This window comes from Streptococcus mitis, assembly GCF_000722705.1.
Lineage (GTDB): Bacteria > Bacillota > Bacilli > Lactobacillales > Streptococcaceae > Streptococcus > Streptococcus mitis_P.
Window position 1 is genome coordinate 17,433 of sequence record NZ_JPFW01000009.1, and the last position, 22,842, is coordinate 40,274.

The 22,842-nt window shown below is 39.7% G+C and carries 17 protein-coding genes and 1 pseudogene; 7 read left to right on the forward strand and 11 right to left on the reverse strand.

Translation table 11 applies throughout. The features are described from left to right. Positions 1–49 precede the first annotated feature (49 nt). Positions 50–577 carry a DUF1273 domain-containing protein gene (locus SK642_RS07900; protein ID WP_033684291.1) on the reverse strand — a complete coding sequence of 176 codons (528 nt, stop codon included), beginning with the start codon at positions 575–577 and terminating at the stop codon, positions 50–52. Between the two features lie 65 nt (positions 578–642). Here SK642_RS07900 and recU point away from each other — a divergent pair, with 65 nt between their 5' ends. Both recU and pbp1a read left to right on the forward strand, forming a co-directional pair. After that, positions 643–1,239 carry a Holliday junction resolvase RecU gene (recU, locus tag SK642_RS07905; protein WP_033684292.1) on the forward strand — a complete coding sequence of 199 codons (597 nt, stop codon included), beginning with the start codon at positions 643–645 and terminating at the stop codon, positions 1,237–1,239. Beyond that, entirely contained in the window at positions 1,236–3,413 is a 2,178-nt protein-coding gene (pbp1a, locus tag SK642_RS07910; RefSeq protein ID WP_033684293.1) for a penicillin-binding protein PBP1A, read from the forward strand. The genes recU and pbp1a overlap by 4 nt, the downstream gene beginning before the upstream one ends. A gap of 135 nt (positions 3,414–3,548) precedes the next feature. Here pbp1a and SK642_RS07915 read toward each other — a convergent pair whose 3' ends face one another. The 5 genes and pseudogenes from SK642_RS07915 to SK642_RS07930 form a co-directional block, all read right to left on the reverse strand. Continuing rightward, positions 3,549–5,528 carry a peptide ABC transporter substrate-binding protein gene (locus tag SK642_RS07915; protein ID WP_033684294.1) on the reverse strand — a complete coding sequence of 660 codons (1,980 nt, stop codon included), beginning with the start codon at positions 5,526–5,528 and terminating at the stop codon, positions 3,549–3,551. 278 nt (positions 5,529–5,806) lie between these two features. Then, positions 5,807–5,905: pseudogene (locus SK642_RS11000) on the reverse strand (UDP-galactopuranose mutase); the annotation flags it as partial. Between the two features lie 238 nt (positions 5,906–6,143). Then, a complete protein-coding gene (locus SK642_RS07920; protein ID WP_033684295.1) occupies positions 6,144–8,102 on the reverse strand; it encodes a peptide ABC transporter substrate-binding protein in 1,959 nt (652 codons plus the stop codon). Between the two features lie 204 nt (positions 8,103–8,306). Continuing rightward, positions 8,307–10,274 carry a peptide ABC transporter substrate-binding protein gene (locus tag SK642_RS07925; RefSeq protein WP_033684296.1) on the reverse strand — a complete coding sequence of 656 codons (1,968 nt, stop codon included), beginning with the start codon at positions 10,272–10,274 and terminating at the stop codon, positions 8,307–8,309. Positions 10,275–10,551: 277 nt separating this feature from the next. Next, positions 10,552–12,162, reverse strand: coding sequence for a glycoside hydrolase family 13 protein (locus SK642_RS07930; protein WP_033684298.1), 1,611 nt, complete (start codon positions 12,160–12,162; stop codon positions 10,552–10,554). A gap of 152 nt (positions 12,163–12,314) precedes the next feature. Here SK642_RS07930 and SK642_RS07935 point away from each other — a divergent pair, with 152 nt between their 5' ends. Together SK642_RS07935 and SK642_RS07940 are read left to right on the forward strand one after the other, a co-directional pair. Next, a complete protein-coding gene (locus tag SK642_RS07935; RefSeq protein ID WP_033684299.1) occupies positions 12,315–13,799 on the forward strand; it encodes a DUF1846 domain-containing protein in 1,485 nt (494 codons plus the stop codon). A gap of 94 nt (positions 13,800–13,893) precedes the next feature. Then, entirely contained in the window at positions 13,894–14,376 is a 483-nt protein-coding gene (locus SK642_RS07940) for an S-ribosylhomocysteine lyase (protein WP_033684300.1), read from the forward strand. Between the two features lie 213 nt (positions 14,377–14,589). Here SK642_RS07940 and SK642_RS07950 read toward each other — a convergent pair whose 3' ends face one another. From SK642_RS07950 to rsmH, 5 genes are all read right to left on the reverse strand, one after another. Then, positions 14,590–16,695: an ATP-dependent Clp protease ATP-binding subunit gene (locus SK642_RS07950; protein ID WP_033684302.1), complete on the reverse strand. Its 2,106-nt coding sequence runs from the start codon at positions 16,693–16,695 to the stop codon at positions 14,590–14,592. 451 nt (positions 16,696–17,146) lie between these two features. Then, the gene (gene mraY, locus SK642_RS07955) at positions 17,147–18,127 is read right to left on the reverse strand and encodes a phospho-N-acetylmuramoyl-pentapeptide-transferase (protein ID WP_033684303.1); all 981 of its coding nucleotides are present in this window, start codon (positions 18,125–18,127) and stop codon (positions 17,147–17,149) included. Position 18,128: 1 nt separating this feature from the next. Beyond that, positions 18,129–20,381, reverse strand: a complete 2,253-nt coding sequence (pbp2X, locus tag SK642_RS07960; RefSeq protein WP_033684306.1) for a penicillin-binding protein PBP2X — start codon at positions 20,379–20,381, stop codon at positions 18,129–18,131. 3 nt (positions 20,382–20,384) lie between these two features. Continuing rightward, positions 20,385–20,702 (reverse strand): cell division protein FtsL, encoded by a 318-nt coding sequence (gene ftsL, locus SK642_RS07965; protein ID WP_000227824.1) that lies wholly within the window; start codon positions 20,700–20,702, stop codon positions 20,385–20,387. A 9-nt stretch (positions 20,703–20,711) separates the two neighbouring features. Next, positions 20,712–21,662, reverse strand: coding sequence for a 16S rRNA (cytosine(1402)-N(4))-methyltransferase RsmH (gene rsmH / locus SK642_RS07970; protein WP_033684307.1), 951 nt, complete (start codon positions 21,660–21,662; stop codon positions 20,712–20,714). A 166-nt stretch (positions 21,663–21,828) separates the two neighbouring features. Between rsmH and SK642_RS07975 the strand changes: the two genes are divergently transcribed. Genes SK642_RS07975 through SK642_RS07985 form a run of 3 tightly spaced genes read left to right on the forward strand, consistent with a single transcriptional unit; the run spans position 21,829 to position 22,834 of the window. Next, positions 21,829–22,023, forward strand: a complete 195-nt coding sequence (locus tag SK642_RS07975; RefSeq protein WP_001082471.1) for a helix-turn-helix transcriptional regulator — start codon at positions 21,829–21,831, stop codon at positions 22,021–22,023. Between the two features lie 15 nt (positions 22,024–22,038). Next, positions 22,039–22,581 carry a DUF3278 domain-containing protein gene (locus SK642_RS07980; RefSeq protein WP_033684309.1) on the forward strand — a complete coding sequence of 181 codons (543 nt, stop codon included), beginning with the start codon at positions 22,039–22,041 and terminating at the stop codon, positions 22,579–22,581. Positions 22,582–22,591: 10 nt separating this feature from the next. Continuing rightward, positions 22,592–22,834 carry a hypothetical protein gene (locus SK642_RS07985; RefSeq protein WP_000711745.1) on the forward strand — a complete coding sequence of 81 codons (243 nt, stop codon included), beginning with the start codon at positions 22,592–22,594 and terminating at the stop codon, positions 22,832–22,834. The last annotated feature ends 8 nt before the right edge of the window (positions 22,835–22,842 follow it).

A 22,842-nucleotide genomic window follows, 5' to 3' on the forward strand; every position in this document is an offset into this window, starting at 1 on the left:
AATAGTATTATTATATAAAAAAAGGCAAACAAAAATCAAGGTCAAAGGCTTACTTTTCAGAAAAATTTTCTGCCAGCTCATTTAAGTCTTCAAAGGTTAGCCTTTTTATACGATAGCCTTCCTGATTTGTCATCAGCTTGTCCATAAATTTTAATTTTGTCTCATTTTCTGGATCATAGAAAAAATAGGCTAAATCAGTATTTTCCAGTAAAAATCGTTGGTAATCACGCAGTTGGCCCACATGTTCATATTTGGGATAGGCATATTTAACGAAATCTACCTGCTTAAATTGGCCAAGTTTAAGCTGATTAGCTTCATTCCAATTTTCCCCGTGTGTTTCAAAATCAAAAATAGTCGCTAGGCTGAAATCATACTCGTCCTTCATTTCATTTGCGACATCCAGAACCCAAGATTCAAATCCCAAATTCCCTGTAAAGACCAGCCATTTAAGCCCTTCTTCTGCTAAGTTTTCTAAATCTCTTCTAATCGCTTTCTTTATAATTTTTAACCTGATATCTTTTTCGTTAAAGACACCCAAATCAAAGCTAGAATAGCCCATAATCAAAGCTCTAGTCATTTTTACACCTTTCTTTATACTTTATGGTATAATAGAGTGATGTTATTGTACCAATAAGGAGAAATATGGTCAACTATCCTCATAAAATTTCATCAAAAAAAAGCCAAATATCTATTTCTCAACCAAAAAATTTCGCAAATCGAGGAATGACTTTTGAAAAGATGATTAACGCTACCAACGACTACTATCTGACACATGGCATGGCCGTTATCCATAAAAAACCGACGCCTGTTCAGATCGTTCGAGTAGACTATCCTCAACGTAGTCGAGCTAAAATTGTAGAGGCCTATTTTAGACAGGCTTCCACAACGGATTACTCTGGCGTATATAGAGGACATTACATTGACTTTGAAGCCAAGGAAACACGACAAAAAAATGCTATTCCACTAAAAAACTTCCATCTTCATCAGATTCAACATATGGAACAAGTTCTGGAACAGCAGGGCATTTGCTTCGTTCTACTTCATTTTTCTTCTCAACAAGAAACTTACTTGTTACCGGCACTTGATTTGATTCGCTTTTATCATCAAGATAAGGGGCAAAAATCAATGCCACTTGGATATATTCGGGAAAACGGATATTTAGTAAAACAGGGAGCCTTCCCTCAAATTCCCTATCTCGACATTATCAAAGAACATTTACTAGGTGGTAAAACAAGATGAACAAACAAATTATTCTGCGATTCTTAAAGTATATGGGAATTACATTCCTTACCTTATTTATCGCAATATTTCTATTAGGTGGTGGTGTTTTCCTCTACTTTGTTAGCAAGGCTCCAGCCTTATCTGAAAGTAAATTAGTTGCGACAACTTCCAGCAAAATTTATGACAACAAGAACGAATTGATTGCTGACCTTGGATCTGAACGTCGCGTAAATGCTCAAGCCAATGAAATTCCCACTAATTTGGTCAAAGCTATTGTCTCAATCGAAGATCACCGCTTCTTTGATCATAGAGGTGTTGATACCATCCGTATCATGGGTGCAACATTACGAAATCTCCAAGGAAGAGGAGGGCTCCAAGGTGCTTCAACCTTGACTCAGCAATTAATTAAATTAACTTATTTCTCAACTTCAACTGCTGATCAAACTTTGTCACGTAAAGCTCAAGAAGCTTGGCTAGCCGTTCAATTAGAACAAAAAGCAACTAAGCAAGAAATCCTGACCTATTACATCAATAAAGTCTACATGTCTAACGGTAATTATGGAATGCAAACCGCAGCCCAAAATTACTACGGAAAAGATTTGAAAGAATTAAGCTTGCCGCAGTTAGCACTCCTAGCTGGAATGCCTCAGGCACCGAACCAATATGATCCGTATTCCCATCCAGAAGCCGCTCTCGAACGTCGTAATTTAGTACTTTCAGAAATGAAAGACCAAAATTACATCAGTGCAGAACAGTATGAGAAAGCAATTAATACTCCTATCACTGACGGTCTTCAGAGCTTGAAATCAGCCAATAGTTACCCAGCTTATATGGATAACTACCTCAAAGAAGTAATCGACCAAGTAGAACAAGAAACTGGTTACAACCTTCTTACTACAGGTATGGATGTCTACACAAATGTGGACAAAGATGTTCAAAAGCGACTTTGGGATGTTTATAACACAGATGAGTATGTTGCTTACCCAGATGATGAAATCCAAGTAGCATCCACTATCGTAGATGTAACAAATGGTAAAGTACTTGCTCAGTTAGGGGCCCGTCACCAATCAAGTAATGTATCTTTCGGCATCAACCAAGCCGTGGAAACAAACCGTGACTGGGGTTCTACTATGAAACCAATTACTGACTATGCTCCCGCGTTAGAGTATGGAGTTTATGACTCTACTGCAACTATTGTACATGACGTTCCTTATAATTATCCTGGTACTGATATTCCAGTCTACAACTGGGACCATGGCTACTTTGGAAATATTACAATTCAGTACGCTCTTCAACAGTCACGTAATGTCACAGCCGTTGAAACTCTTAATAAGGTTGGTTTGGACAGAGCCAAAACCTTCCTCAATGGATTAGGTATTGACTATCCAAGCATACACTATGCCAATGCCATTTCAAGTAATACACCTGAATCCAACAAAAAATACGGTGCAAGTAGTGAAAAAATGGCTGCTGCCTATGCAGCTTTTGCTAATGGTGGAATTTACCATAAACCAATGTATATAAATAAAATCGTCTTCAGTGATGGTAGTGAAAAAGAATTTTCAGACGCTGGCACACGAGCTATGAAAGAAACCACTGCCTATATGATGACCGAAATGATGAAAACTGTCTTAGTTTATGGAACTGGACGTGGAGCCTACCTACCATGGCTTCCACAAGCAGGTAAGACAGGTACTTCTAACTATACTGACGACGAAATTGAAAAGCATATCAAGAACACTGGCTACGTAGCTCCAGATGAAATGTTTGTAGGTTATACTCGCAAATATGCAATGGCTGTTTGGACTGGTTACTCAAATCGTCTCACTCCAATCATTGGAGATGGTTTCCTCGTAGCTGGTAGAGTCTATCGATCAATGATGACCTACCTCTCAGAAGATAACCACCCTGGAGATTGGACAATGCCAGATGGCTTATACAGAAATGGAGAGTTTGTCTTCCAAAACGGAGCAAGAAATAGTTGGAATACACCAGCTACACAACAAACACAGTCAGTAGAGAATTCCTCTACAACAACTGAAAGTTCAACTACTCAAGCAAATACGACGGTTGGGCAACAACCCAATAATGCTCCAGCAACTGATCCAAATCAAGGACAAGCTGGTCAAGCCGTCCAACCAGTACAACCAACACCACAAAATCCACCAGTTCAACAACAACCACAACAGTAAAAAGAAAATCCTGAGTTCAAGGCTCAGGATTTTTTCTATAATAAAATATATTTCGCAATATTAAAAATAGAATAGCCATCAATCTATTTTCTAGAAACCAAAAGAAGTCAGCTAAAAACTAACTTCTTTTTTATCTTATTTCACATGTTTTGCAAGTTCTTCTTGCGCTTTTTTATTGGATTCTTCTTTTTCTTTCATCCATTTATCTTGAGCTTTTTGATACTCATCTGCTGTGACTGCCTTGTCTTGAAGTTCAAGGTATTTGTATCGGAGCGGATCGCTTGTCCCCTTGTTACCTGCGAAAGCGAAAGGTAAAGTAAATGGTACCATCTTAGACAAGATTGGACGTCCTGTACGAGATGTCGTTGGAATGACTAGGGCACTATCTGTCAACCAAGCTTGAGCTTCGGCATACTTGTTATAACGTTTTGTAACGTCTGTAGTTTCTTCCCCTGCTTCATTGACCATTTTATCATAATCATTGAGACCAACCTTCTTAGCAGCCTCATTGTCTTTTCCTGAATCAAATCCTAGGTAAGTTCTCGTATTTTCCCCCACAGAAGGTTTGATGATATCAAGATAAGTTGATGGATCTGAGAAGTCTGGTCCCCATCCAACGTTATCAGAAAGATCCCAATCCTCACCAGCAGCAGTCTGTGCAAATAAAGTTACATTAAGCACTTCATCTTTTTGCAATTGTTGGATATCAATAATGACATTATCAGTTCCTAAAGTCGCTTCCAAGGATTGTTTCATAGATTGGACGCGCTGAACTTTTGTAGTTGCTGTTTGGTCAACAGGCATATCCAGGTGAATTGGGAATTGTACTCCCTCAGCTTGTAGGGCTGATTTAGCTTTAGCAAATTCTGCCTTGGCTTTTTCTGGATTGTAAAGACCATCTTGTGCATCAGCAAGATTAATATCCTTCCATTCATCCCCATAAGTCACCAATTTTTCTTTGACCATATCACCAAAATTCTTACCATCTGCTTGGACAAATGTTGGTGGAACAAAAATATTACGCAAGATTTTGCTTGCTCCAGTTTGTCCATTCAGCTGAGAGGCATAGGCTGTACGATCAAATCCAAAGGCAATAGCCTGACGAAAATCTTTGTTCAAGAGAGCCTTTTTAGTAGATGTCTTTTGTTCTTCGCTAGTCTTAGAAGTATATTTATAGGACTGACGGTCGATGTTTGTCCCCACTACATAAGTTGTAGAGTCCTGTTGAGTATAGACAATATTGTCTTTCATACTCTTCTCAAGCTCTGCGAAACTTGCACTTGTTGGATAGAGACGAGCTGCTGAAAGACTACCATCTTTAAAGTTTTCTGCAGGTTTACTAGTATCTTGCCCATCCCAGAATGACAATTTAACTTTGTCAATATGGACATTTTCCTTATCCCAGTAGTTAGGATTTTTAGCAAATTCAACAGCAGATTTGGTTACAATGGATTTCAACAAATAAGGACCATTATACAAGATACTACTTGGATCTGTCGCTTTAGCAAAATCATCCCCTTTTGAGTTCAAAAACTCTTCATTAACTGGTGCCAAGACACCCATTGTTGTTTTAGAATTCCAAAAACTTTCAGGTTTGTTCAAAGTATATTGGACTGTTTGATCGTCAAGGGCTTTAATCCCAACTTGAGAGAAATCTTTATTTTCCCCTTTAGCGTAGGCGTCCAAACCTTTAATTGAATCTTGTACCAAGTAAAGGGCTTCTGATTTCTTATCTGTTGCATATTTAAGACCTGTTACAAAGTCTTGAGCCTTAACAGGAGCATACTCTTCTCCCTCAGATGTATACCACTTGGCGTCCTGACGAATCTTATAAGTATAAGTCAAGCCATCCTTAGAAACTGACCAATCCTCTGCCATTGAGGGAATAAGGTTCCCGTATTTATCATTTTCAAGCAATCCATCAATCACATTACTAGTAATGTCAGCAGTCGCTGCCTTACCAGTTGTTAAGTAGTTAAGATTATCTGGGTCTGTCTCGTAGGTAAATGCAAAAGTCTGCTCACCTTTAGCACCAGAACCACCAGAACAAGCCGCTAAGACACCTGCAGCTAATAAAGTTACTCCCGCAAGAGCCAATACTTTCCTTGTTTTCATAAACTTCTCCTTCATTTTTCTATCCATTATAGCCTCTTTTTCAAACATTGTCAACAGAATTTTCAGAATCTTTGAAAATTATTTTTTAAACATCTTGTTTGCAAAAATATGAATAATAACAAAAATCCTCAACTACTTTAGATAGTCAAGGATTTATCAATTATATTTCTGAATAGATACTGTAAGCAGTTTGATTTGTTTAATCTAACTCATTTCTTACACACTGCAAAGCTACTCCAATGACTTGGTACATATCATAATAACGATAGTGTCCTATCTTTCTCTGTATAATCTTTGATTAATTTTTCGTAGATGTCTGTACCTACAAAAGAGATAGCCTGTTCTTGCAAATTTTCAGGAGTTTTGCCATTTAATACTCTTTGAAAATCTCTTCAAACCACGGCAAGGCGAAGCTGACGTGGTTTAAAGAGTATAAGTTATGTACAAAACTAATAAAGTTAGTAATAGACTTACGATAACAAGACAATATTTACATAGTTTTGACTGGACTTTCAAATAATATAGACAAAATTAGAAATGTAATGAGTAAATTAAATCAAAAAGACAAGCATCAAAAATGATGATTGTCTTCATAGAATACTTCCCTATTGTATCTTATTTCACATGATTTTCTGCTTCTTTTTGAGCTTTTTCGATTGCTTTTTTGCTTTCTTGCTCCCATTTAGTCTTGGCTTCTTCATACTGTTTAGTCGTAACAGTATCTTTTTGCAGTTTCATATACTTATAGTTATAACCGTCCCCCTTGATACCGACCAATGAGTATCCTCTTGTAAATGGTATCACTTTGGTCACAGAAGCAGTCCCTCCTCCTGACATTGCTGACATAATAAGAGAGTTATCAATCATCCAAGCCTGTGCTTCAGCATATTTCTCATAGCGTTTGCTTACATCTTTATTTTCACTATCCGCATCTTTGAGCATTTTAGTGTAAGTATCCAAACCTAGGCTAGTAATCTTCGCTTTATCTTCCTGGGCATCTAGACCAAAAATCTTGAGATAGAATCCATCCTCTGCATTGAAAGGATTGAGGTAAGTAGATGGATCCTGATAATCCGCTACCCAACCATCAAAACTTAAATCATAATCTCTTGCATTGGGAGTAGGAGCCAAGAAGGCTACATTATTGTACTCATCTGTAGAGAGTTGCTGAACGTCAATAACAAGATTATCAGCACCTAAAACAGACTCAAGAGTCTGTTTCACAGAATTCATACCAGTCACAGCATTTTTATTTGTTTGATCAACAGCTATATCCAAGTGAATTGGGAAGGTCACACCTTGACTTGCCAAGTCTTTTTTGGCTTCTGCAAATTTTGCTTGGGCTTTTTCTTTGTTAAAATAGGCATCCTGCGCATCTGCTAGGTTCATACCTGCCCACTCTGTTCCATAGTTGACCAATTTAGAAGCGACTACTTCTCCAAAGGTCTTGTCTCCAACTTGAACAAAGGTAGGAGGAACTAGGGTGTTGCGAAGGGTCTTGCTAGCTGCTTCTTCCCCATTTGACTGAGCAGAATAGGCTGTGCGGTCCAAGGCAAAGTTCACCGCTTGGCGGAAGTTCTTGTTCAAGACAGCTGACTCAGTTGACTTCTTCTGCTCATCTGTCGTTTTAGATGTATGGTTGTAAGCCTTACGATTGACGTTGAAATTGAAGTACCAAGAAGTCTTGTCCTGCAGGCTATAGACGATATTATCCTTATATTTTTCCTTAGTTTTAGCAAAGTTAGAACTATTTGGATAAACCCCAGCGATAGAATAAGCTCCACTTTCAAAGTTGCGGATGGTCAATTCTTGGTCTGAACCATCAAAGTAAGCCAATTTTACGTGTTCAATTGATACTTTGTCATGATCGTAGTAATGCGGATTTTTCACATACTCAATAGATGATTTTGATGTGAAGTCTTTTAACAAATAAGGTCCACTGTAGAGAATACTATCTGGAGATAGGGTACCAAAATCTTTCCCTTTTGAATTTAGAAACTCTTCATTTACTGGGAAAAGAATACTGTTGGTTGTTTTTGAGTTCCAGTATGGCTCTGGGCGTGTCAAAGTATACTCAACAGTCTGGTCATCAATCGCCTTCACACCAACCTTAGAAAAGTCAGAATCCGCTCCTGTAATATAATCATTCAAGCCCTTGATCGAGTTTTGAATCAAGTCAATGGCCTGTGATTTATTGTCAACTGCGTACTTGATCCCTGTCACAAAGTCCTGTGCCTTGACTGGGGCGTACTCTTCACCGTCAGCTGTGAACCATTTGGCATCTTTTCTCAATTTGTAGGTATAAGTCAGACCGTCGCTCGAAACAGACCAGTCTTCTGCCAAAGATGGAACTAGATTTCCGTGGTTGTCATTCTCAAGCAAACCATCAACTAGGTTAGTTATAATTGATGTATTGTCAGCGTAGTAGTCTAATAAATAGTTAAATGTAGTTGGATTTCCACTAAAGGTTGATGAGTAAGTTTTTGTATCTGAACCTGATTGACCGCAAGCAGCTAAAAGCAAAGCAGCAGCAAAAGTCAACCCTGTACCAAGGACACGCTTTTTTGTATTCATCTTCTTTCTCCTTTATGTCAGTTTTTATAACATAAGCTTATTTTACCAAATTAGTAGGGATTTGTAAAGTTAATTGAATTTCTAGAATGGAAGTTTATAAACTATAGACATTAAAAAAACAAAGGATTTCTGTCTTTCATACAGTCTTCCCTTGTTTTTATGCGTTTTATTGACTAAAAATCATTTGTGGAAACGAGCCTAGACTCATTTTACGTGTTTTTCTAAATCCTTTTGATACTGAGCATTCGATTCTAGTTTTTCCTTTTGCCACTTCTTGAGAGCTGCCTCATACTCTTTCGTTGTGACAATATCATTTTGAAGTTCCATTCCTTTAAAAATAAATGGATCCCCTTTGATACCAACTTGTGAATAAGCTTTAGTAAATGGCACAGCACGACTTACCATAGGAGAACCTCCTGAAGACGCCACTGGAATAAGGAGAGAACTATCTGTTACCCAAGCTTGAGCCTTAGCATATTTCTCATAACGTTTATCAAGATTGGTCGTCTCAGAAGCAGCATCGTCCAAGAGCTTCTTGTATTCATCCAAGCCAACTTTCGCCATGACTTCAGGATCCTTGCCCTTTGTTATACCTAGGTGTTTCAAGGCAGAACCCTTCTTAGCATCTAAAATATTGAGATAGGTTGCTGGATCTTGGTAATCTGGCCCCCAACCTGTTCCGTTCAAATCATAATCTTTTTGAGTTGGCACTTTTGCTTGGGAAGTAATACTTTCCTTCTCATTATCTGTCATTTGAAGAACATCTACAATGACATTCTCAGAACCAAGCGTTTCTTCAATCGATTGTTTTAATGAATTTGTCTGTTGAACTGCAACTACATCTGTCTGTTCTACTGGCACATCCAAATGAATCGGGAAACTTACTCCCTTAGCTTGCAATTCTGACTTCGCTTTCTCAAATGCAGATTTAGCCTTTGTAGGATTGTAAATTGTATCCTTACCATCTGTGAGAGTTACATCTTTCCACTGTTCTCCATATTTCAGTAGTTCATCCTGAGCCAGCTGTCCGAAGGTCTTCCCTGCTACCTGAACATAATTATCTGGCACTAGACTATTACGAATAATCTTATCCGCACCTTCTTCACCGTTTAATTGAGCTGTATAGGCGTGACGATTGAAGGCAAAATTAATCGCTTGACGGAAATTTTTATTCAGCATAGCTTCTTTGGTAGAAAGTTTTTGTCCTTCATCTGTCTTGGCTGTTTTATTATATGATTGACGATTTACATTAAAAGTAAAGTAATAACTAGTTGCTTCCTGAGGGCTATAAATAATCTGATCTCCATATTTCTCTTTGGTTGAAGCAAAACTTGAACTATTTGGGAAAAGTCTCGCTGTATTATATGCTCCTGTAGCGAAACTACGGATAAGGGATTCTTGATCTGATCCGTCATAGAATGTTAATTTTACATTATCAATCTTGACATTTTCCTTATCCCAATAGTTAGGATTTTTTTCATATTCAATCACAGATTTAGAAATCAAAGATTTCAAAAAATATGGACCATTGTAAAGAATACTTGATGGGGTTGGCGCTCCGTAATCCTTGCCTGTTGCATTCAAAAATTCTTCATTTACAGGAAGCATGGTTGCAGTGGTTACTTTCGAGTTCCAAAAACTTTCTGGTTTATTAAGGGTATATTCTACCGTATAATCATCAAGAGCTTTAACACCTACAGTTGAGAAATCATTGGTCTCACCACTAACATAAGCTTCCAAACCTTTGATTGATTTTTCAATCAAAGAAAGACCATCTGACTTACCATCTGCTGCATGTTTCAAACCTGTAACAAAGTCCTGAGCCTTAACTTCTGCATACTCCTCTCCTTCAGAAGTATACCACTTCACACCCTTACGAAGTTTGTAAGTGTAAGTCAAGCCATCAGCTGAAACAGTCCAATCCTCTGCTAAAGACGGAACAAGATTCCCATATTTATCATTCTCTAAAAGACCATCAACAACATTTCCAATCACGTCAGAGGTCGAACTTTTACTCGTAATACTATAATCCAAGGAAGACGGATCTACTGCATAGACATAAGAAAAACTCCTCGGGGCATCTGCTTTCTTATCACTTTTCCCACAAGCCGTTAAAAGAAGGGCTGCACCCATCGTTAATCCTGCTCCTAAAATCCACTTTTTAGATTTCATAACCAAACTCCTTTAGTAATATGTTATTTCCACCATTATACTCTATTTTATTCTAAATGCAAGAGCTTTCGACAGATTTTTTAGAAAATTCTAACAGATATTATTCAAAAACATTTCAGTTGTAGATAGAGCACTCAAATCACATCTTTGAGGTCGGATAAATAGCTGACCGAGCTAAAGCATATCTACAGTATCCAAGGATAACCTTATTTGAGAAGTTTTTTGAAGAGTACTATAAAAAAGAACCTCAGCCCCAAAAGCTGAAGATTCTCTAGCTTTAATCAGTCAATTCCACACAGAAAGCATCCCATGGAGCCAAGATTTGTTTTTCAAAAACTTCTTGAGCCACGGTGTTTTCAATCAAGACCGATCTAACTTTTCCTTCTACTGTTAGGTCTTGTTCTTCATTGGACAAGTTAGCCACAACTAGGAAACGACGGTCGCCATCTTTACGGATATAGGCAAAGACCTTGTCAGTCATTTCAAGCAATTCAAAGTCAGCTCGAATCAGCCAGCTATTCTCCTTGCGGATTTGAACCAGTTTTTGATAGGTATAGAAAATAGAATCTGGATTTACCAGTGCTTCTTGAACGTTGATGGCTTGATAGTTTGGATTGACTGCCAACCAAGGCTGACCTGTTGAGAAACCAGCGTTTTTGCTCTCATCCCATTGCATAGGCGTACGGGCATTGTCCCGACCAATAACACGGATACTATCCATGATTTCTTCCATCGGAACGCCTTTTTCAAGAGCTTCACGCGCATAGTTGAGAGATTCAATATCTTCTACTTCATCCAGTGTTTCAAACGGATAGTTGGTCATCCCAATCTCCTCACCTTGGTAGATATAAGGTGTTCCTCTCATGAGATGAAGTAAGATTGCAAAGGCTTTAGCAGATTTTTCACGGTATTCTTGGTCATTTCCCCAGATAGAGACGATGCGAGGAAGGTCATGATTGTTCCAGAAGAGGGAATTCCAACCATCCTCAACTCCTAATTCTGTCTGCCATTTATTGAAAATCTCTTTCAACTTAGCGATATTCAGCTCTTTTTGATAGTGCCATTTAGGTTGACCTTCCTGATACTGAAGACAGATATGCTCAAACTGGAAAACCATAGACAATTCTTGCCCTTTTGGATCAGAGTAAAGTTTAGCTATTTCTGGCGTAGCTCCCCATGTCTCTCCCACTGTCAAGAGATTCTTATCTCCAAAGGTTGCCTGATTCATTTCCTTAAGATAGGGGTGGAGCATAGGGCCGTTATTGACTACTTTCTCATCAGGAATTTTGCCAATCATGTCGATAACATCCATACGGAAACCGCCAATGCCTTTATCAATCCAGAAGTTCATCATCTCATAAATTTTCTGGCGAAGTTTTTCATTTTCCCAGTTGAGATCAGGCTGTTTCTTGCTGAAAAAGTGGAGATAGTATTGACCTGACTTTTCATCGTATTCCCAAGCAGATCCGCTAAAAATAGAATCTAGGTCATTGGGTTCATCCCGCCAAATATAGTAGTCACGTTCAGGACTGTCAGGATTTTCACAGGCCTCGACAAACCAAGCATGTTCATCTGAGGTATGATTGACTACCAAGTCCATGATGATACGGATATCCCGCTTCTTGGCTTCTGCAATCAGTTGATCCATATCCTCCATAGTCCCGAAAATAGCTGCAATCGCTTGATAATCTGCAATATCATAACCATTATCATCCATAGGGCTGTCATAAACGGGAGAAAGCCAAATCGCCGTGATTCCTAACTTGGCTAGATAGTCCAACTTACTAGTAATTCCTGGCAAATCGCCAATTCCATCTCCGTTGCTGTCCATAAAACTCTTGGGATAAACTTGATAGACTACGGCATTGTGCCACCATTTTTCTTGCATCTTCTTACCTCATTATTTTAATAATCTACAGTCTATGATAGCGTTTTTGGGAATTTCGTGCAAGCGTTTGCCTAATCTTTTTACTTCCTTTTTTAACTCCATAGTTTCCTAACTTCCAATTTTTTATTATAATAGAGGTCAGAGGTAAAAAAATGAAAAAACAAGCTTTTAGTTCTGAACAATATTTGAATCTACAGCGCGACCACATTTTGGAGCGCATTAACCAATTTGACGGCAAACTCTACTTGGAGTTTGGTGGCAAAATGCTAGAAGATTTCCACGCTGCTCGTGTCCTTCCTGGTTATGAGCCTGACAACAAAATCAAGCTCTTACAAGAATTGAAAGAGCAGGTTGAGGTTGTGATTGCCATTAACGCAAGTAACATCGAGCATTCCAAAGCACGTGGTGACTTGGGCATTTCTTATGACCAAGAAGTTCTTCGTTTGATTGATAAATTCAATGAATTGGGAATTTTTGTCGGCTCAGTGGTCATCACACAGTACGCTGGCCAACCAGCTGCAGATGCCTTCCGCAATCAACTTGAAAAAAACGGGATTGATTCTTATCTTCATTATCCAATTAAAGGATATCCGACAGATATGGATCACATTATTTCTCCTGAAGGTATGGGGAAAAACGACTACATCAAAACCAGTCGCAACTTGATTGTCGTAACTGCTCCTGGACCTGGTTCTGGAAAATTGGCAACTTGTATGTCAAATATGTACCACGACCAAATCAATGGTATCAAGTCTGGTTACGCTAAATTTGAAACCTTCCCAGTTTGGAATCTTCCCCTTCATCACCCAGTCAACTTGGCCTACGAGGCTGCCACAGCAGACCTTGACGACGTCAACATGATTGACCCCTTCCATCTCCAAACCTACGGAGAAACCACTGTCAACTACAACCGTGATATCGAGATTTTCCCTGTGCTCAAGCGCATGTTGGAACGCATTCTAGGAGAGTCTCTATACGCTTCTCCGACAGATATGGGTGTCAACATGGTTGGTTTCGCTATTACAGATAATGAGGCTGCTATCGAAGCCTCTAAACAAGAAATCATCCGTCGCTACTATCAGACTGTTCTTGATTTCAAAGCCGAAAAAGTGGGCGAATCTGCTGTTAAGAAAATCGAGTTGCTCATGAACGACCTCGGCATCACACCTGCAGACCGCAAGGTTGCTGTCGCTGCTCGTCAAAAGGCAGAAGAAACTGGCGGACCAGCCCTAGCCCTTGAATTGCCAAATGGGGAAATCGTGACTGGTAAGAACTCTGAGCTCTTTGGCCCTACAGCTGCTGCTCTTATCAACGCCATTAAGAAATCAGCTGACATTGCTAAAGAAGTAAAACTCATCGAACCTGAGCTTGTCAAACCGATCCAAGGTCTTAAAATCGATCATCTAGGTAGCCGCAATCCACGCCTGCATTCAAATGAAATACTAATTGCACTGGCTATCACAGCTACAGAAAATCCTGATGCTGCTCGTGCTATGGAAGAGCTTGGCAACCTCAAAGGAAGCGAAGCCCACTCAACCATCATCTTGACAGATGAAGACAAGAATGTCCTTCGTAAATTGGGTATCAATGTAACCTTTGACCCTTACTACCAATACGATCGTTTGTATCGTAAGTAAAGAGTTCAACCTCTCCACTCTCGGGGAGGTTTTCTCTCTGTCTCAGAAGCCAGCTTTATGTTATAATGAAAGAAGAAAACTGAAAGGATTTACCATGTCAAAAGAAGTTATTGTTGAAAGTTTTGAACTTGACCACACCATTGTTAAAGCACCCTATGTCCGCTTGATTGGGGAAGAAACAGGGCCAAAAGGAGACATCATCTCCAATTATGATATTCGCTTGGTGCAACCAAACGAAGACTCTATCCCTACTGCCGGCCTTCACACTATCGAGCACCTCTTGGCAAAACTCATCCGTACTCGCATTGACGGCATGATTGACTGTTCACCATTTGGTTGCCGTACAGGTTTCCACATGATTATGTGGGGACATCATACCAGCGCTGAAATTGCATCTGTTATCAAGGATTCGCTCAAAGAAATCGCTGAAACTACTACTTGGGAAGATGTCCCTGGAACAACCATCGAATCTTGCGGAAACTACAAGGATCACAGCCTCTTCTCTGCTAAAGAATGGGCGAAACTCATTCTTGAACAAGGGATTTCAGATGATGCCTTTGAGCGTCATGTGATTTAAACGTAAAAAAGGAACCAGTTTTTTTCATCTGGTTCCTTCTTTTTTATCCTCAAAATTTTGTCTTATACTCAATGAAAATCAAAGAGCAAACTAGGAAACTAGCCGTAGGTTGCTCAAAGCACTGCTTTGAGGTTGTAGATAGAACTGACGAAGTCAGTCACATATATACGGCAAGGCGACGTTGACGTGGTTTGAAGAGATTTTCGAAGAGTATTAGGCTTTTTCACGAATAACTAAACCACCATCTTCCATATCTGCTTCCAGATGTTTGGCATCTAGATGATCCAAGTGGAAATCTGTCACCTTATCACGAATTTCTTGTTCAACCACGCGACGGAGTGGGCGAACACCCATGACTTCATCATAGCCTTCTTCTGTGATATAATCTTTAGCCGCTTGACTGACTGCCAAGTCAATGTCTTTCTTAGCCAGGGTTTGGTTGACTTCCGCCAACATCAAGTCCACAATCTTAGAAAGGTCTTCCTTGGTCAAGTGTGAGAACTCGATAACTGCGTTGAAGCGGTTGAGGAATTCTGGACGGAAGAATGGTTTCAAACGATCCATCAATTCTGGTTTGTCCGCATCTTCTGTCAAGTTGGCTTCATAGCCAAATCCAGCATTTGATGTTGCGATAATGACAGTGTTCTTAAAGTTCACCGTATTTCCTTGACCATCTGTCAAACGACCATCATCCAAGACTTGGAGGAGAAGAGTGATCACTTGAGGATCAGCCTTTTCAATCTCATCCAAGAGAATGATAGAGTATGGATTGCGACGAACACGTTCTGTTAAGGTATTGCTATTGTCATCATAACCCACATATCCTGCTGTTGTACCAATTAGCTTAGAAACGGCTGTGCGGTCACTGTATTCAGACATATCCAAACGAATGATTGCGTCCTTGGTTCCAAACATATCTAGCGCCAATTGTTTAGCAAGTTCAGTCTTACCAACCCCAGTTGGACCTACAAAGAGGAAGCTACCAATTGGGCGATTACCTTCATCGAAACCAGCACGGTTACGACGAATGGCACGAGCTACAGCTTCAACTGCCTTGTCTTGGCCGATTACCTTGTCTTGCAGACGATGAGCCATATCTTTCAAACGTTCGATATCAGACGCTCCCATTTGCGATACTGGGATACCCGTCATTCGTTCTACAGATTCAGCCACATCGTTGACACTTGCAGTCACTTTCATATCTTCTGTGTGGTTTTCGATTTTCTTTTCCAATTCTGCAATGCGTGTTTTATAGTTTAGAGCTGCTTCAAAATCTTCTGCTTCAACTGCTTTTTCTTGCTTGTCTTTTTCTGCCTCAATTTCACGTTCAACAGCATGCACATCTGTTACTGGATGTTGAGCCGCCAAGTGAGCAGCCGTTACATCGACAAGGTCAATAGCCTTATCTGGCAAGCTACGTTGAGGAATGTATTGGACAGAATAATCCACTGCTGCTTTTAAGACTTCGTCTGGCAAGATGACATTGTGGTGTTGTTGATAGAGATCACGGATTCCTTGAAGGATTTTAAAAGTATCTTCTGCTGAAGGAGCGTTGACCTTGACTTCGTTGAAACGACGAGCAAGAGCTGCATTTTTCAAGATGGTGTTACGGTATTCGTCTTGAGTTGTTGCCCCAATCACTGTCAATTCACCACGAGAAAGAGCTGGCTTGAGAATATCCGCAAGTCCTTTAGAACCACTGTCACCTCCAGTAGATCCAGCACCGAGAATTTGGTGAATTTCATCAAAGAAGAGGATAATATTCCCTGCTTCTTTGACCTCATTGACTAAGTTTTGAACGTTTTCTTCAAAGCTACCACGGTATTGAGTACCAGCTTCAAGACCTGAAATATCAATGGATATAATTTCCTTGTTCTTGATAGCAGCAGGAACATCTCCGTTCACAATGGCTTGCGCTAGACCTTCAACGACCGCTGTCTTACCAACACCTGCATCTCCGACTAGAACAGGATTGTTTTTGGTACGGCGTGAAAGAATTTCAGATGTTTCTTGAATTTCCTTGTTTCGTCCGATAACAGGATCCAGCTTGCCCTCACGCGCTTCTGCTGTCAAGTTTCGACCTAATTTAGCAAGGACACCGTCTTGTTTCATACCTGACGTATGTTGTAGCATTTGTCCATCAGTTTCTGCATTTCCTGGCAATTGACCAGTTGCACGATAGTGAGCAAATTCCTCAGGTGTCACTTCACGTCCATTAATCAAGTAGCGACGTTTTTCAGAACTGTATCCTCGCATACCACCCATCAATTGGTTAAATAGATCATCCATGTTGTTAAAGTTATTAAAGTTGTTGTTCATATTCTTTACCTCTTTTTGTTTACTTAGTTATGATTACTGATATTGACTATCTTTGACCTTTGTTTTAAAAAATTTAGACTAGCTAAATCGCTACTCTAGGGACTATTTCTGGTTTTTCTTTTTCAAGCAGGAGTAGACTATCTTTACTTCTGAAGATTTCTAGATTAAACATAGACCCACCTCTTTCTATTTTACTTTAAATAATGCTCTTTGAAAATCTCTTCAAACCACGTCAGTTCTATCTGCAGCCTCAAAATAGTATTTTGAGAACCTGCGGCTAGCTTTCTAGTTTGCTCGTTGATTTTCATTGAGTATAAGTGTTCGAGTAAGGCATTCATTTACCTTACGTTCATAATATACTACATTAGTCAGAAAAGGTCAAGGTATTTGACTTTAATTGACCAATATTTTTTAGAATGCAAAAACACCCTGAAACATCAGGGTGCCATTCTTACATCAAATACAAAATTGCTAGGGTCAGGAGACTTGCTAGAAATCCCACTCCCCAAAAGAAGAAGTCAACCTTCCACTCGCTCCAAGGATTTCCTTTACCAGACAATCCTCCAAGCTCAAAATGGTGATGCACAGGCGTCATACGGAAAATACGTTTACCACCAGTCATTTTGAAATAGCCGACTTGCATCATAACCGAAGTTGTTTCAAAGACATAAATAATTCCGATAATCAAGAGAGTCCATTCTTGGTGGAGAGCCATTGAAATAGCTGCCAGCATTCCACCGAGAGCCAAACTTCCCACATCTCCCATAAAGACCTTAGCAGGCTTATGGTTAAAGACAAAGAAACCGAGCAAACCACCAATCATGGCAAGAATCACTAGAAGGATATCCATCTGACCTTGCACATAGGCAATAACTCCATAGGCAGACAAACTAATCACAACGGAAATACTAGCCAGACCATCAATTCCGTCTGTCAAGTTGACTGCGTTTGAAAAACCAACTAGCCAGAAAAGGGCGAAGACAATATAGAAAATCCCTAGATGTACTTGATAACCAAAGACAGAAAGCATATCGCCACCACGCTCATAGAAAAGGTAGAAAATGACGCCACCTAGAAGCTGAAGAGCCAATTTCTGTTTGGGATTAAGGCCCTCATTGATTTTACGGAAGACCTTGAGGAAGTCATCTAAAAATCCGATTAAACCATAAAGAACCAAGATAAATAAAATCATACCAACATTATTGCTGAGTTGATTACTAAATAGGGCGAAAAAGAAAGCAACTAAAACAGAAGCAATTAAGAAAACCAAACCTCCCATTGTAGGAGTCCCAGCTTTTGCCTGGTGCTGTTTGACATCCTCATGCATCTGCTGGCCTGTAATTTGCGCCTTTCTATAAAATTGGATAAAGGCTGGAATTCCTACCAAAGTTAGTAAAAATGTCACAATTCCAGCACTGATAGAAATAAACATATTAGTCTCCTAAAGTTAATTTAATTTTTTTAATGTTTTTGATAGCTGTATTGGTCCGAACATCTTGCTTCTGAACGACGGAACCTGAACCTTCAAATTCCAACTCAATATCCAACCATTTAGCAAAGGTTTCAGCAGTCTCTTTTTTCCAGCCATACATGTCTGGAATTTCTTCTACCTTATCCGATAAAAGGAGAACTTGTTGGTTTGGTGCAAGATTTTTTCCTTCTTCTACAGAAGTCTCTTTAATCTTTGTTCCAGTACCAACAACGATTGGTTGCACAATATTTCGGCGTAAGGCTTCCGCCAAATCACCAGGTGAAATATCCTTGATGCTAGGCATTGCATACGAAGATTCTGTCGTCACTTGATCTAAATTCTTAGCTGGAGATTGAAGATTGAGAGATTCTTTCATAGCTGAAGCCCGCTCCAAGATTGGATTGGCAAATTCCCCTAACTGGATACCTGAATAATGTTCAGGTTGTTGAACTGTTACATACAAGATAAAGTCAGGATTTTCAGCAGGGTTCATAGCCACAACCGAGAAAATGTTGTTGGTAGAACCAACCAAGTAGCCTCCATTTTTCTCGTCAGCGATTTCGGCTGTACCAGACTTGAGGGCTACATTTTGACCTGGAACATTGACAGTTGCTTTTCCTGTACTATGATTATACATAGTTCCATATCTAGGATCCGTTCCTACCAAGACCATGTGAGTACGAGTTTGGCTAGCTGCATCTTTCGAAACGGGATTTCCTACGATTTCTTTTTGAGATTTACGAACGGTTTGATCATTTGGATCATAAAGGGCACTGATAAATTTTGGTTCCAACATAACCCCATCGTTGGCAATGGCTGTAAAGGCACGTAGCATCTGGGTCTGCGTTACAGAAATCCCCTGACCAAATGCACTCATGGCAATATTAACAATATTATCTGCAGGCAATTGACCTGAATACTCATCAGTCAGACCAAAACGGGTCGGAACACCAAATTTAAAGCGGTTTAGATAGTCCAACCAAGTTGCATCTCCCATTTTTTGCTCAAGCAGTGTCATCCCAATATTACTCGAGTGAGCAAATCCTTGAGAAAAGGTCATCATACCACCACCAGTCAAACCTTCATTAACGTCCCAATCTCGGATTGTCGCATCTGCTATTTTTAATTCACTGCTATTGAAGAATTCTCCACCTGGGAAGGTATTGTTATCAATAGAAGCAGCTAGCGTCATAACCTTCATGGTTGACCCTGGTTCATAGTTACTTTGATAAAGGATATCACGCCAAACAAAGTCCTTAGTAATTCCTTCCTTAGTATCAGCATCAAATGTTGGTCGTTGCGTTGTTGCGAGAATTTCCCCTGTTTTGGCACTAACCAAGGTCGCCGTCATATACTTACCTTTTACCTTTTCTAGAAAGGCATTCATCTGGGTTTCCATAAAAGATTGGAGCGGACTAGACAATGTTGTATAGACATCCTTACCATTCACAGTCTTCTGTGATATCTGTTCCGTACCTGGAACGATATTTCCTAAACGATCTTTTTCATAGGTAATAATCCCATCTGTCCCTGCAAGAATAGTATTCAAGGAACTCTCTAAACCAGAAGTTCCTAACAAACTCTTGCTACCGTCCTCATTTTCATGAAGTTGGGCTAAACCAATAAAACTAGAAGCAAATTGTCCATTTGGATAGCTTCTGTTAGGGCTAGTTGTAAAGTCAATCCCTTCAACACTAGCCTCTTTTAATTCTTTTTTAATCGCCATCATATTGGCATAGGTAATCCCATTTCCTTTTGCACCAAAAGAAACTTGGGTCAAATTTGGTTGAGCCAGCTGCTCTTTTACATAAGCTTCATCCATATCCAAATATTTATGGAAAACTTCTGCTACCTTATTAAACTGCGAATCCTCTACATAAAGAATTTTTCCTGTTGCTGACTTGTATTTTTTATCAATAACAGCATACACATTATATGAAGTCGCATCTTCAGCGATGGGTACTCCATTACGGTCATAGATGGTCCCACGCTTAGCAGGAACTATGCGAGTTATTTGATGAACCTTCTTAGCTTCTTTTACTAGGTCCGCTCCAAATTTACTACCACTCCCGATAATAACAGCAAAATTGACCAAAAAGATAGCGAAAAGTACGACAGCTAACAAACTGATGTACTTGCCGACTATTCTACGGTTTTCTGCTGGAGATTTACGATTTTTTACCGCAAATCGGGTTATTTTTTCTGTCCATTTCATATCTTACTCCGCTGTTCGGATATTTTCATTATTCAATTTCAAATCTTTTTTATCTGCAATTTCTTTCAAGCGCTCTGAACGAATCAATTCATTCACTTCCTGCTTGGCATCGTCCAGCTCTGTCTTCTTCTCCTCTATCTGGGCATTGATTTTTGTCAAATCACTTTGCACTTGCAAGAGTCGTGTCTGCATAAAGATAATGCTCACTGCTAAAACGAGAGCCGTAAAAGCGATGGAAAGATAAAAAGCCTTCTCCACACGTGAGAATTTTTTTATACGATTTTGCAAGAATTGGCTGGTTGTCTCTTTCTTATCTACCATTTTTTCCTCTTACTTGTGAATTTTTCTAGCCACGCGCAACTTAGCTGAGTGCGAGCGGTTATTAGCTTCTAACTCTTCCACACTTGGCAAGATTGGCTTACGGGATACCAATTCCATCTTGGGCTTGAGATCATCTGGGATGAAAGGCAAACCTTTGGGAACTTCCACCGTTGAAGCCTCCTTGAACAATTGCTTGGTCAAGCGGTCTTCTAGCGAATGGAAGGTAATCACTGAAATTCTACCATCTAGAGCCAACATCTCCATAGCCTGCTGAATGGATTCATCTGCTGCTCCCAGTTCATCATTGACTTCAATTCGAATGGCCTGGAAAATCTGCTTGGCAGGATGGCCCTTTTTCTTGAGTTCCTTGGCAGGTTTAGCAGACTTGATAATCTCTGCCAACTCAGTCGTTGTCTCGATTGGCTTGACTTCCCGTGCTTGTTCAATCTTACGCGCAATCTGTTTAGAGAATTTGTCCTCGCCATACTTGAAGAAAATTCGCACCAAGTCATGATAGTCATAGTGGTTCACCACTTCATAAGCTGTCAGACTAGCATCCTGATTCATCCGCATGTCCAGTGGTGCATCCTTTTTATAAGAAAAACCACGCTCACGCTGGTCCAATTGAGGACTAGATACTCCCAAGTCATAACAAATTCCATCAATTTCCTGGACACCAGCTTCGCGCAAACGTGCCTGTAAATGACGGAAGTTATCCTTGATAAAAGTCACCATTCCCTTTTCAATGTAAGGTGCCAAACGTTCTTGCGCATTGTCAATGGCATTCTGGTCCTGGTCAAAGGCATAGAGATGGCCTTTTTCACTTAATTTACTTAATAAATATTCGCTATGGCCTGCTCCACCCAAAGTCGCATCAACGTAGATACCGTCAGGCTTTACGTCGAGCATATCAATCGTTTCGTGGAGTAAGACCGTTACATGATGAAATTCTTTTGTCATATCTTATCTATTTTACCACAAATCCGACCAGCTTGCACTAGTCAGACAAATAGGCCAAAAACAAGTAAGATTTCTTTAAGAAATATGTCAAATATGCTTGACATTCGCTCTATAGAAGAATATAATGTAGTCAAATATATACGACACAAATCAGAAAGGAGAACAGATGAATCGTGTGAAAGAATTTCGCAAGGAACTGGGCATTTCCCAGCTCGAGCTCGCCAAGGATATCGGTGTCTCGAGACAAACCATCAACATGATTGAGAACGACAAGTACAACCCAACTCTGGAACTCTGTCTCAATCTCGCCCGCAGCCTCCAAACTGACCTCAACAGTCTCTTTTGGGAGGATAATTTTTAAAAAAGGAGCAAACATATGAAAAAAGAAACCTTCACTGAAAAACTGATCAAGCGCACATACGGTATTTCTGGTCCCCTTGACGAATACAAACGGCATGAGGCCGATCGTATTGGGAACCAAGTCTTTATCATCCTCTTTTATCTGATGATTTTCGGAAATCTTATTCCACTCCTTCTGGCCTATAAATACCCTCAAGAAGTGGCTCTAATCTATCCTCCTCTGATTTTAGTGATTGCCCTCATCGCTGCTGGCTATGTCACCTACCAAATGAAAAAAACAGGGATTACAGCTATTGATCCAGATATGCTGACTGAGAAAGAAAGTAAGCAACTACACTACCCTGGTCTGAAAGCTGGTTTGTTCTTTGGTCTATGGATGTTTTTTATAACGCCTCTTCTCCATATACTGCTAGGTGAGAGTCAGGACTATCTTCAGTCTCTTCTCGCTTTTAAAAATATTTTTTCAAGTATCCTCGAGTCTGTCTTCTTCGGAGTGGTTATACAGATTATCATCTCCCATCGCATTGCAAAAGCCAAGAAAGATCAGGATGAGGATTAGGAGGTGCCCTATGAAAAAAGAAAAGAAACAGTTACGTTATCCTGGTCTGAAAGCAGGTTCGATTTATGGAACAGTGATATTTTTTATAATTCCACTCATTGATACCCTAACAAGTGAAAATCCAAATTTTATCACTTCTCTTCTAAATACAAAACATATTTTTAAAACTATACTGGGAGCCTTCTTTTTCGGAGTGATGATACATATTGTCGACTCACTTCGTATTGCAAGAGCTAAAAAAGACCAGGATTAAGAGGTGCC

Excerpts from the sequence above, each read along its gene's own strand:
- SK642_RS07940 (WP_033684300.1), top strand. The coding sequence starts at position 13,894 with ATGTCAAAAGAAGTTATTGTTGAAAGTTTTGAACTTGACCACACCATT.
- pbp1a (WP_033684293.1), top strand. The coding sequence starts at position 1,236 with ATGAACAAACAAATTATTCTGCGATTCTTAAAGTATATGGGAATTACA.
- recU (WP_033684292.1), top strand. The coding sequence starts at position 643 with ATGGTCAACTATCCTCATAAAATTTCATCAAAAAAAAGCCAAATATCT.
- SK642_RS07920 (WP_033684295.1), bottom strand. The coding sequence starts at position 8,102 with ATGAATACAAAAAAGCGTGTCCTTGGTACAGGGTTGACTTTTGCTGCT.
- SK642_RS07900 (WP_033684291.1), bottom strand. The coding sequence starts at position 577 with ATGACTAGAGCTTTGATTATGGGCTATTCTAGCTTTGATTTGGGTGTC.
- SK642_RS07975 (WP_001082471.1), top strand. The coding sequence starts at position 21,829 with ATGAATCGTGTGAAAGAATTTCGCAAGGAACTGGGCATTTCCCAGCTC.
- SK642_RS07925 (WP_033684296.1), bottom strand. The coding sequence starts at position 10,274 with ATGAAATCTAAAAAGTGGATTTTAGGAGCAGGATTAACGATGGGTGCA.
- mraY (WP_033684303.1), bottom strand. The coding sequence starts at position 18,127 with ATGTTTATTTCTATCAGTGCTGGAATTGTGACATTTTTACTAACTTTG.
- SK642_RS07985 (WP_000711745.1), top strand. The coding sequence starts at position 22,592 with ATGAAAAAAGAAAAGAAACAGTTACGTTATCCTGGTCTGAAAGCAGGT.
- SK642_RS07930 (WP_033684298.1), bottom strand. The coding sequence starts at position 12,162 with ATGCAAGAAAAATGGTGGCACAATGCCGTAGTCTATCAAGTTTATCCC.
- ftsL (WP_000227824.1), bottom strand. The coding sequence starts at position 20,702 with ATGGTAGATAAGAAAGAGACAACCAGCCAATTCTTGCAAAATCGTATA.
- SK642_RS07980 (WP_033684309.1), top strand. The coding sequence starts at position 22,039 with ATGAAAAAAGAAACCTTCACTGAAAAACTGATCAAGCGCACATACGGT.
- rsmH (WP_033684307.1), bottom strand. The coding sequence starts at position 21,662 with ATGACAAAAGAATTTCATCATGTAACGGTCTTACTCCACGAAACGATT.
- SK642_RS07950 (WP_033684302.1), bottom strand. The coding sequence starts at position 16,695 with ATGAACAACAACTTTAATAACTTTAACAACATGGATGATCTATTTAAC.
- SK642_RS07935 (WP_033684299.1), top strand. The coding sequence starts at position 12,315 with ATGAAAAAACAAGCTTTTAGTTCTGAACAATATTTGAATCTACAGCGC.
- SK642_RS07915 (WP_033684294.1), bottom strand. The coding sequence starts at position 5,528 with ATGAAAACAAGGAAAGTATTGGCTCTTGCGGGAGTAACTTTATTAGCT.
- pbp2X (WP_033684306.1), bottom strand. The coding sequence starts at position 20,381 with ATGAAATGGACAGAAAAAATAACCCGATTTGCGGTAAAAAATCGTAAA.